This is a genomic window from Coprococcus sp. AM11-30B (assembly GCF_027674365.1).
Taxonomy (GTDB): domain Bacteria; phylum Bacillota; class Clostridia; order Lachnospirales; family Lachnospiraceae; genus Allocoprococcus; species Allocoprococcus comes.
On sequence record NZ_JAQDVB010000012.1, the window covers coordinates 102,987 to 114,447 of the forward strand.

At 43.4% G+C, this 11,461-nt stretch carries 9 protein-coding genes; all 9 read right to left on the reverse strand.

The annotated features are described in order from the left end of the window. Positions 1 to 47 precede the first annotated feature (47 nt). The 9 genes from araA to PGU50_RS09800 all read right to left on the reverse strand — a co-directional run bounded on the left by araA (position 48) and on the right by PGU50_RS09800 (position 11,339). Positions 48 to 1,547: an L-arabinose isomerase gene (gene araA, locus PGU50_RS09760; protein WP_022220176.1), complete on the reverse strand. Its 1,500-nt coding sequence runs from the start codon at positions 1,545 to 1,547 to the stop codon at positions 48 to 50. A gap of 287 nt (positions 1,548 to 1,834) precedes the next feature. Continuing rightward, positions 1,835 to 2,524 carry an L-ribulose-5-phosphate 4-epimerase gene (araD, locus tag PGU50_RS09765; RefSeq protein ID WP_022220177.1) on the reverse strand — a complete coding sequence of 230 codons (690 nt, stop codon included), beginning with the start codon at positions 2,522 to 2,524 and terminating at the stop codon, positions 1,835 to 1,837. Between the two features lie 39 nt (positions 2,525 to 2,563). Further along, positions 2,564 to 4,159, reverse strand: a complete 1,596-nt coding sequence (locus tag PGU50_RS09770; protein ID WP_117558537.1) for a xylulokinase — start codon at positions 4,157 to 4,159, stop codon at positions 2,564 to 2,566. 50 nt (positions 4,160 to 4,209) lie between these two features. Next, positions 4,210 to 5,337 (reverse strand): GntR family transcriptional regulator, encoded by a 1,128-nt coding sequence (locus PGU50_RS09775; RefSeq protein WP_243002841.1) that lies wholly within the window; start codon positions 5,335 to 5,337, stop codon positions 4,210 to 4,212. A 540-nt stretch (positions 5,338 to 5,877) separates the two neighbouring features. Next, a complete protein-coding gene (gene rpiB, locus PGU50_RS09780) occupies positions 5,878 to 6,321 on the reverse strand; it encodes a ribose 5-phosphate isomerase B (RefSeq protein WP_270246826.1) in 444 nt (147 codons plus the stop codon). A 174-nt stretch (positions 6,322 to 6,495) separates the two neighbouring features. Then, positions 6,496 to 7,521 (reverse strand): ABC transporter permease subunit, encoded by a 1,026-nt coding sequence (locus tag PGU50_RS09785; protein ID WP_008372592.1) that lies wholly within the window; start codon positions 7,519 to 7,521, stop codon positions 6,496 to 6,498. Continuing rightward, positions 7,521 to 8,588, reverse strand: coding sequence for an ABC transporter permease (locus PGU50_RS09790; RefSeq protein WP_117823727.1), 1,068 nt, complete (start codon positions 8,586 to 8,588; stop codon positions 7,521 to 7,523). The genes PGU50_RS09785 and PGU50_RS09790 overlap by 1 nt, the downstream gene beginning before the upstream one ends. Next, the gene (locus PGU50_RS09795; RefSeq protein ID WP_117823726.1) at positions 8,588 to 10,099 is read right to left on the reverse strand and encodes a sugar ABC transporter ATP-binding protein; all 1,512 of its coding nucleotides are present in this window, start codon (positions 10,097 to 10,099) and stop codon (positions 8,588 to 8,590) included. Before PGU50_RS09795 ends, PGU50_RS09790 begins: the two co-directional genes overlap by 1 nt. A 142-nt stretch (positions 10,100 to 10,241) precedes the next feature. After that, positions 10,242 to 11,339, reverse strand: coding sequence for an ABC transporter substrate-binding protein (locus PGU50_RS09800; protein ID WP_117834863.1), 1,098 nt, complete (start codon positions 11,337 to 11,339; stop codon positions 10,242 to 10,244). Positions 11,340 to 11,461 lie beyond the last annotated feature (122 nt).

Sequence of the window (11,461 nt, forward strand, 5' to 3'; positions counted from 1 at the left end):
TGTGATTCTGCCCGGTTGTTTATTTCTTAGAATTTATCTGCTGCCATTTATTTTCTATATGCAGCTTCATTCCATCTTAATTCATTTTTGAAATCTCTGATCTTTGTATCTTTGTCGATATAAACAGCTTCGATTCCCATTTCTTCTGCCCAGTCACCCATCTGTTCCGGTGTCAGGTCATAAGAGAATGCTGTATGGTGAGCTCCACCTGCCAGGATCCAAGCTTCGGCACCTGTTCTGAGGTCTGGCTGTGGTGTCCAGAATGCAGTTGCAACCGGAAGCTTCGGCATCGGTTTTTCTGTCTTCTTGCAGTCTACGCTGTTGATGATCAGACGGAATCTGTCGCCAAGATCAACAAGCGATGTTGCAACAGCCGGTCCTTCTTTGGCTGTAAATACAAGACGTGTAGGATCTTCTCTGTCACCCATGCTAAGCGGCTGGCACTTGATGCTGATCGGTCCATCTGCGATTGTCGGGCAAACTTCCAGCATATGAGCTTCCAGGATACCTTCTTTTCCAGGTACAAGGTTGTATGTGTAGTCTTCCATGAAGGAAGTTCCCTTTGCATCTTTCTTGCCCTGTGTCATGATCTTCATTACACGAACCATAGCTGCTGTCTTCCAGTCACCTTCCGCACCGAAACCATATCCTTTTTCCATCAGTCTCTGCATTGCAAGTCCCGGCAGCTGCTGAAGTGATCCGAGATCTCCGAAGTGTGTAACAATTGCCTGATAATTGTTCGCTTCAAGGAATCTTTCAAATCCAAGTTCGATCTGAGCCTGAACTGCTACATGTTTTCTGAATTCAGCTTCATCTCTTCCTTCCAGAAGGATCTGATATTTGTCATAGTATTCTTCAACAAGTGCATTTACATCACCCTGTCCAACCTGAGCTACTGCGTCAGCAACTTCATTTACCGGGTAAGCATCAACTTCCCATCCGAATTTGATCTGAGCCTCTACTTTGTCACCTTCTGTTACGGCAACGTTTCTCATGTTGTCAGCTACACGCATAACACGTACATGGCTGCTTTCGATGACACCAACTGCTGTACGCATCCAGTCACCGATTCTTTCCTGTGTTTCTTTGTCTTCCCAGTAACCCATAATGACTTTACGGTTCTTATGAAGGCGTGTGAAAATATGTCCGAATTCACGGTCACCATGAGCTGCCTGGTTCTCATTCATGAAGTCCATATCGATGGTGTCGTATGGGATTTCACGGTTGAACTGTGTGTGAAGGTGAAGTAATGGTTTTCTCAGTTCCTTTAATCCGAGGATCCATGATTTTGCCGGTGAGAATGTATGACACCATGTAATAACACCTGCACAGTTTTCATCTGTATTTGCTTCGTTGAAGGTTCTTCTGATTACTTCATTCGTGATCAGAGTTGGTTTCCAGACTACTTCGTATGGAAGAATTCCTGATTCGTTGAGGGCTTTTACGATGATCTGTGAATGTTCTGCTACGTGTGCGAGGCATTCATCTCCGTATAAATCCTGTGATCCTGTGCAAAACCAAAATTTGTAATCTTTCTGTACTAACATGTTTTTATTCTCCTTTTTATTTGATTTCTTTGTTGATTGATTTACTACACTATGTGGCCCATCTCACGAGCACAGCTCGTTCGATGCTCATTAGCATTCGCATGAAACCCGTAAGATAGCTAACTGCCAGCAAGCTGACTGTGTTGTCTGATTGATTTACTCTATCTTCCCAACACAAGTTCGGTCTTACTAAGCTCGCAGTCGCATACGCTCCCGCTCGCTAAGTGCGCCGAACAGGCAACGCACTAAATTCATGTGTCGCCTACGGCTCGCATTCATTAAGTGCTTTAGCCTTGTCCATAGTATGCGTCTTTACCGTGTTTTCTGTAGTAGTGTTTATCCTGTAATTCCTGTGGGGCAGGTTTTACGTCTGGATTGATCATTTCGCAGCGAGCTGCCATTTTAGCTACTTCTTCGAGTACGACTGCATTATGTACTGCATTGTGTGGATCGGTTCCCCAGGTGAATGGTCCGTGGTTTTTGCAGAGTACTGCAGGCATTGCCATGTATTCTGTACCTTTGAAATGTTCTACAATGAGAACTCCTGTATTCTTCTCATATGCTTCATCGATTTCTTCTTTTGTCAGATTGCGGACACATGGGATCTCACCGTACATATAGTCGGCATGTGTGGTTCCGTAGCAAGGGATTCCTCTTCCTGCCTGTGCCCAACTGGTTGCCCATGGGGAATGTGTGTGGACGATACCACCCATATCCGGGAACGCTTTGTAGAGTTCCAGATGTGTTGCCGTATCAGAAGACGGATTTAAGTTACCTTCCACGCGGTTTCCTTCCAGGTCTACAACAACCATGTCATCTGCTGTCATTTTGTCGTAATCCACACCGCTCGGTTTGATCACAACAAGCCCGCTTTCGCGGTCGATTCCGCTGACATTGCCCCAGGTAAATGTGACAAGTCCATACTTAGGCAGAAGCATATTGGCTTCATAAACCTCTTTTTTCAGTTCTTCTAACATTGCTTTAGCCTCCTGTGTTTATGTAAAATATTTCGGGTTCTATTTCATAGTCTCTGTTGCAGCTTTCATGATCGGAAGCGTCTTCTTGAAGCGTTCAATAAATGCATTGTATCCTTCTACATCCTTCGGATCCGGATCCATCTTTGTACCCTTCTGTCCTGCAAATACTTTTGCATCCAGATAATCATCCAGGGCTTCGTCTTCTGCCTTGTTGTTCATGTAAGATGCAAGAAGTGCGATTCCCCATGCTCCGCCTTCTCCGGCTGTCTCCATAACAGATACCGGTGTGTCAAGTGCTGCTGCCAGGATGCTCTGTCCAACGCCTTTTGTCTTAAAGAGTCCGCCGTGTCCGAGGATCTCATCAACGGCTACCTTCTCTTCTTTCAGAAGAATGTCCATTCCGACTTTCAGGACTTCCAGAGATGCATATAAATTTGCTCTCATGAAGTTTGCAAGATTGAATTTGCTGTCTGGCATACGAACAAATAACGGACGTCCTTCATCAAATCCAACAACCGGTTCTCCTGCGAAGAAGTTATAAGACATCAGGCCGCCACAGTCTGCATCACCTTCCAGAGCTTTGTTGTAAAGAGTTCCGAACAGATCGTTCATATCGACTTTCATACCGAATGCTTCCGCAAATTCTTTGAAAATATTTACCCATGCATTCAGATCTGAAGTACAGTTGTTGCAGTGAACCATTGCCACAGCATCTCCTGCAGGTGTTGTTACCATATCGATCTCTTCATGTACTTTCTCAAGTGCTTTTTCAAGAACAACCATTGCAAATACACTGGTTCCTGCTGATACATTACCGGTGCGGACTCTGACGCTATTCGTAGCTGCCATACCGGTTCCTGCATCACCTTCCGGAGGGCATACCGGAATGCCTGCCTGAAGCTTTCCTGTTGGGTCCAGAAGCTTTGCACCTTCTTCGGTAAGTGTTCCTGCCTTTTCACCTGCAACCAGGACTTTTGGAAGGATATCTTCTACTTTCCAAGGATATCCTTTCGGTGCAACCAGTTCATCGAACTTGGCAAGCATCTCTTTATTCCAGTTACGTGTTGTGCTGTCGATCGGGAACATTCCGGATGCGTCACCAACGCCAAGGACTTTCTCTCCTGTCAGTTTCCAGTGTACATAACCTGCAAGCGTTGTAATAAAATCAATATCCTTTACATGTTCTTCTTTGTTCAGGATTGCCTGATACAGATGTGCTCCGCTCCATCTCTGTGGCATATTGAAACGGAATAATTCTGTCAGTTCTTTTGCTGCCTGCTCTGTCATTGTATTTCTCCATGTACGGAACGGTACAAGCTGTTCTCCTGCTTTGTCAAATACCATATATCCATGCATCATAGCACTGAATCCAAGTGCTCCGACAGTAGTAAGCTCTACGTCATACTGCTTCTTCACATCTACGGCAAGATCTCTGTAGCAGTCCTGAAGACCTGTCCAGATATCCTCTAATGTGTAAGTCCAGACACCGTTGTCAAGACGGTTCTCCCATTCATGGCTTCCCGAAGCAATCGGTGCATTATCTTCTCCTACCAGAACTGCTTTGATTCGTGTGGAACCAAACTCGATTCCAAGAGAAGTCTTTCCCGCTTCGATCATACTTTTTACATCACTCATTTTTTCTTTACCTTTCCTTTCATAAAATATATTTGATTTGATAAATATTTTTATTTGATGATTTTTACAGAACTCCGGTTGATAATCTCCGGTTTCAGTTCTACACTGTCCGGCACTTCTTTCTCCTGCATAAGATCAAGGATTTCTTCTGCTGCCTTCTTCGCTAGCTCCCGGATCGGATTCTTCACAGAAGCGAGCGGTACTTCGCAATAATTTGCCAGATCAGAATCATCGATTCCAATGATCGACATCTTGTCCGGCACTTTGATCTTCTGTTCCAGACATGTCGCCGCAAGGTTGCTCGCAACCTCATCGTTGTAGCATACACATGCCGTACATCCCTGAATCCTTCTTAAAATCCAGCTGCTCTCCTCACGCATATTGCGATTGCGCACATCTTCGGTATCAATCCAGACAATCCGTTTATCTTCGATCCTGATATCTGCTTCCATTAAAGCTTCGATATAACCGGCATACCTTCTGTGTCCCTGCCCGTCATCTGCCTTGAAAATCGCTGCGATCTCACGGTGTCCGCACTGGATCAGATATTTCGTCGCCATCTTCCCTGCCATCTTGTCATCAAGACTTACATGCGGCGCTTTCAGTTCCGGATAATAGCTGTTGATAAAGATCACCGGGATTCCCTGCTCCATGATCTGCCTGTACAGATCGAGATTTGGATTAGGAAGGCCACTCTTTGTCGGTTCCGCTATAATTCCATCCACTCTTTTCTTATCCAGAATGCTTTTCAATATAAAACGTTCTTTTTCTACAGAATTGTTGGTGATGGAAATCTGGATTCCATATCCGGCGCGTGACATCTTGTTCTCGATTTCCTGAATAATACCAGAAAAAATATATTCCTGAACAAAAGTTGTCATCACTGCGATCTGCATCGTTTTTTTTCGTCTGACCCCGATGATACCACTTTCCTTTATATAAGTCCCACTTCCACGGCGTTTCTCGATCATACCTTCTTTTTCCAGAACAGCGATCGCATGTCTGACGGTCTGACGGCTTACCCCAAAACGGTCACAAAGCTGGTATTCCGACTCTATCCGCTCTCCCGGCTGCAGTTCTTCCGCTTCAATCTGTTCTCGGATCCATCTTACAATTCCTTCATATTTTGCTGATGTTTCTTTCACTTTTTTCTTCTTTTCCCCCTGATTTACGTACAAATCCCCTGCTCTCCTTACCTCTAATATACCTTAAGAAACACCTGATTTTCAACCCGTAATATGTTACAAATTATCGTACAACTTTTGTATGTTTTTGCTAAGTTGTATTTATTATATGTGTACAACTTGAATACATATTTGTTTTTCATCGAGGTCCTAACTTGTATTCTTCTTTTTGCATCCTTTGTGCACTTCTTATAAAACATCAAATAATATGGTATTGTTTTTTGACGCCGCCAAAACAAGTATAACAAGCTTTTTTTCGGTTCCCGTACTTCTGTAACATCTTCCCTTCACCAAATGCAGAACCTTGTGCAGGCGCCAATCTGCACTTGGCTCACCATATACAATCGAGTAGGCTGACTTCTACTCGATTCGTATACTTTGTACACTATCTCGCTTAACAGCTCGATGATGTACATTCGCCAAATACAGATTCTTGTACAAGCACAAATCTGTACTTGGCTCACCGTATACACAAAAAGAGCAGATAAAAGCTTTTTCATTGCCTTTATCCGCTCTTGTTGTTTTTCATCCACGCTATTGATTTTCTTCGATCGCCATAATCATATCTACACGATCCTGGTGACGTCCCCCAAGGAACTCTGCACCAAGAAATGTATCAAGGATCATCTTTGCCATCTCGATTCCAATTACTCTTGCACCGAACGCAATCACATTTGCATTATTATGTTCTCTTGCCATCTTTGCCGTATATGGTTCAGAACACACCGCTGCGCGGACACCGTGAACCTTATTGGCTGCCATGGAAATTCCAAGACCGGTTCCACAGATTGCAACTCCGAGATCCACTTCTCCGTCTGCAACTGCTTTTCCAATCTTTTCCCCATATTTCGGATAAGGACAGCTCTCATAAGAATCAGTTCCGTAATTGACAACTTCATATTCTTTTTCCACAAGATACTCTACCACCTGCTTTTTCATATCCACTGCAGAATGGTCATTCGCAATCCCTATTTTCATATCTCATCTTCCTCCTTCCCCTTTATACTCAATACTTACAAAAAGAACACCGGATGTACGATATGAACATCCGGTGTTTAAATCCTACTTTCTTATTATAGGCAATTAAAAAGTTTCCGTCAATACCCGTCGTTTTCTCTTTTCGCCTGTAATATTTCAAGTACTGTTCTTTCTTTAGTTTTTCTTCTTCAGGCTTGCAAATACAGACTGCAGAACGATGAAGAAGCAGAGGAGTGCAGAAAGTACGATTCGTACCCACCAGCTTGAAAGTGTTCCCTGTGTAGTGATCAGACTGGAAATCGTTCCTTTGATCAGTACACCGAACAGGGTTCCGAATGGAGTTCCGACACCACCACTAAGTAGTGTACCCCCGATAACGGCTGCTGAAATCGCATCCATCTCAAGACCTTTTGCCTGTTCTACGAATCCGGCACAGCTGTTCATACAGAAAAGGAATCCGCCGAGTCCTGCAAGAAAGCCGTCCAGAAGGTATGCAGCCATTTTTGTTCTCTTAACATTCAGTCCCATCATAAGTGCACTCTGTTCATTTCCACCGATCGCATATACAGAACGTCCGAATTTTGTATACTTCATAACGATTATGATTACGATCAGAACGATGATTGCAATGATAACTGTCGGATAAATATATGCCGGGAGGAATTTTCCCCTCTTACTGTAAGAACCAAACGGCATGTAAATTTTGTATTTAGCCCATGCCATGAAAGTTGCATTTTTGATAGAAATCATATCTGTACTGATGATTGATGTCATACCACGTCCAAAGAACATACCTGCCAGTGTTACAATGAATGGCTGGATCTCCAGATAAGATACCAGGAATCCCTGAACCAGACCAAAGAGAAGTCCGATCACCAGTGCCATAAGAAGTGCGGTATAAGCGCTTGCACCGTGATTTTCCATCTGGTTTGCAGCAACCATACATACAAGTGCTGTAACAGAACCAACTGAGATATCGATTCCGGCTGTGATCATAACGATCGTTTCGCCCATCGCGATAACCAGAAGACCTGCATTGGAAATGAACAGATTCAGGAACATCTGCGGTTTTGCAAAACCTTTGTCGTTAAATACGATCATACCCGCTGCGTACATTACAACAAACAGTAAAATTGTAATCATAAGGAGGAATGTCGTTCCGTTAATTTTCTTTTTTGTTCCGGATACTTTTGCTTTCATTAGTTAGCTCCTCCTTTCACTGCAGCCTTTGATGTTCTTTTTTCTTTCTGCACTGCAATAAATTTCTTGAATACCGGGCTCTGAAGGACAACGATGACTACAACAACGATTGCCTTGTAGACCGGAAGCTGATCGGCTGATACATTCAATCCGTAAAGAACAGTTGTAAGTGCCTGGATTGTATAAGCTCCGATCACAGATCCCATCAGGCTGAACTTACCACCACCAAGGGCATTTCCACCAAGGGCAACTGCAAGGATGGCATCCATTTCAAGGTTCAGACCAATGTTGTTGGCATCTGCTGAGTAGATACGGCTGGAAGCCACAAATCCTGCAACACCTGCAAGTACACCACAGATCAGGTAAGTAAGGAACTTGATCATGGTTGAATTAAGTCCGACCAGTCTGGATGCGGTTCCGTTAATACCAACGCTCTCGATATAAAGTCCAAGAGCTGTCTTTTTCAAAATAACATATGCAATGATAACTACGATAATTGCAATTACAACTGGCATCGGAATCGGGAATTTTCCGGCATAGCTTCCGAATACCTGATAAGATTTCACACGGATATATGTAATCTGTCCGTCTGTGATCAGCTGGGCGATACCACGTCCTGCTGTGTAAAGGATCAATGTCGCAACCATCGGCTGAATATTCAGCTTTGCAACCAGAAATCCGTTAAATGCACCGCAGATTCCTGAAGCAACCAGTGCTGCAAGAAATGCAACGATAATCGGTGCTGACAGAGAGTTTACAGATACTTCCCCACCGGAAAGGATCTGGCAGCATACGGCTCCTGCGACTGCCATAACAGCTCCGACACTGATGTCCTGTCCTCCGGAAGCTGCTGTAACAAGTGTCATACCAACTGACAAAATAACCAGCTCGGATGCACGGTTGATCACATCGACCGGATATCCGTATGGAACTCCATTCTTAAGAGACATGCTTAAGAAGCCCGGAATTGTAATTGTAGCTACGATAATGATTGCAAGCAGACACACCAGTGGCATGAAAAGCCTCATAGAGGTAAGCTTTTTCCATGTTGATTTATTTGTGCTCATTACTCTTCACCTCCTGCGATTGCTTTCATGATACCTTCCTGTGATAATTCATCACCGGAAATTTCTCCAACCTTCTTACCGTCTCGCATAACTGCCATACGTGAACAGGTACGGAGCATTTCTTCTACTTCTGAAGAAATAAATGCAACCGCCATTCCCTGATCTGCAAGATCAAGTACCAGTTTCTGGATCTCTGTCTTGGTTCCGATATCAATACCTCTTGTAGGTTCATCCAGGATCAGGAAATCCGGATTGGTAAGAAGCCATCTACCAATGATAACCTTCTGCTGGTTACCACCTGACAGACTCTTGATCGGAGTTTCACGGCTTGCTGTCTTAATCTGAAGCATCTTAATATATTTATCTGCTGCTTCATCCATTTCTTTTCTGCTCATTGGATGGAACATACCTTTTTTCGCCTGAAGTGCGATAATAATATTTTCACGGACAGACAGATCTGCGATGATACCATCTTTCTTTCTGTCTTCCGGAAGATATGCCATACCAAGCTTCATTGCATCGATCGGAGCATGAATCTTCACTTCTTTTCCGTTAACTTTCAGTTTACCGGAATCCGCTTTATCAGCTCCATAAATTGCACGGACAAGTTCCGAACGTCCGGATCCAAGAAGTCCTGTAAATCCGACAACCTCACCTTTGTTGATCGTCATATCAAACGGTTTGATCGTTCCTTTATGGCTAAGTCCTTCTGCCTCGATAACCGGGATGAATTCTTTGAGTTCTGCATGATCTCCCTTGATATCTGCAAGATCATCAAAGTCTTTACCCATCATCTTGGCAACAAGCATAACTCTTGGCAGATCTTTGACTTCGTATTCGCCAACCAGTTCCCCATTTCGTAAAACTGTGATTCTGTCACAGACCTCATATACCTGTTCCAGGAAGTGTGTTACGAAAATAATACCTACACCTTCATCTTTCAGTCTGTTCATCAGTTTGAACAGCTTTGCAACCTCATCATCGTCCAGAGATGAAGTTGGCTCATCAAGGATCAGAACCTTACATTTCATATCAACTGCACGTGCGATTGCGATCATCTGCTGTCTTGCCAGAGAAACCTCTTCCAGCTTCTGGGTAGCTGAAGCATCAATTTCAAGACTCTTAAGCAATTCTGTTGCACGTTTGTTCATTGTACGCCAGTCAATAAATCCTGCTTTTCTTGGTTCGCGTCCAATAAACAGATTTTCTGCCACCGTCAGGTTCGGACAAAGGTTAACTTCCTGATATACAGTACTGATACCATTGTTCTGTGCGTCCTGAGGTGATTTATTAATAATCGGACCGTCTTTTCCATCCAGACGGATCTCGCCATTTTCAAATTCATGTACACCGGTAAGAACCTTGATCAGTGTAGATTTACCTGCACCGTTCTCACCCATCAGAGCGTGAATTTCGCCCTTGCGAAGTGTAAAATCAACATGCTGCAATGCTTTTACACCGGGAAATGTCTTGGAAATATCCCGCATTGTAAGTACAACATTACCCTCCATACTCTTCCACCTGCTTTCCTTTTTTCAATAAAGAGGGCGTAGTATAAATATCCGGCACATTCCGATTATTATCTACCACGCCTCTCTATTCATCCACCCTTATGTGTCTGTCAAATTATATATCCGACTTTCCTAATGCATTTTAGTATGCACGTTTGTCAAGAATATCCTGTGTAAGTGGTGTTACATCAAAATCTTTTTCTTCGTCTAAGCTGTTTGTAGCTTTTACAGATTTAACTGTGTCATCATGAGCAAAGATTTCTTCATCTACATAGTTCAGTTTATCAACGTCTTCGCCAGCTTCAAGTTTTTTGATAAGTTCTTCAGCACGTGGTCCGTGAAGTGGGTTACACTCTACATCGCATTCGATCTTTCCATCAAGAACATCCTGAAGTCCTGCATGTGTTGTATCGAAAGAAATTACCATGATTTCGCCGTTAGCGATATCAGATCCAACTGTCTTACCTGCTGCTTCGATTGCATCGATTGCTCCGAATGCTTCGTTATCGTTCTCGCAGTATACTACGTTGATGTTGTCATACTGTTTCAGCATAGACTCCATAACTTCCTGACCTTTAGCCTGTGTAAATTCACCTGTCTGCTGAGCTACAAGATCCCATCCGTATTTGTCAACGCCTTCTTCAAGACCTTTTGTACGTCCGATCTGAGCTGTAGATCCGATTGTTCCCTGGATGTCAGCAATATGGATATCAGATGCTGCGATTCCTTTTGCTTCTGCAAATCCGTTCAGCCATTCAGCTGCTTTACGACCTTCACAAAGAGCATCGGTTCCGATCCATGTTGTGTAAAGGCTGTCATCAGATACATCAACCATACGGTCAACGATGATTACCGGGATGTCTGCATCTTTTGCTTCCTGAAGAACTGTATCCCATCCTGTCTCTGTAACAGGTGCAAGAAGAATGTAATCAACCTCCTGCTGGATGAAGTTACGGATTGCTGTGATCTGGTTTTCCTGTTTCTGCTGAGCATCATCAAAGATCAGGTCATATCCGTTTTCTTTGCTGAATGTGTCTTTCATTGACTGAGAGTTTGCTGTACGCCAGTCAGATTCTGCACCTACCTGTGAGAAGCCTACTGTGATCACATCATCGGATGAGCTTGATGAATCACTGCTCTTGTCGCTGCTGTCAGATCCTTTGCTTCCACCGCATCCAACTGCTAAAGCTGCTGTCATCGCTGCACATAACAATACTGCTAACACTTTTCTTTTTTTCATTTTACATGTTCCTCCTTCATTGGGTTTTCTTAACCTCTTGATGTACTTATAATAATAAAATTTTCATGATGCCAGGGTCAAAAGCCCCAAAATAGAACCTTGAAAATTTAATATTTTACAGT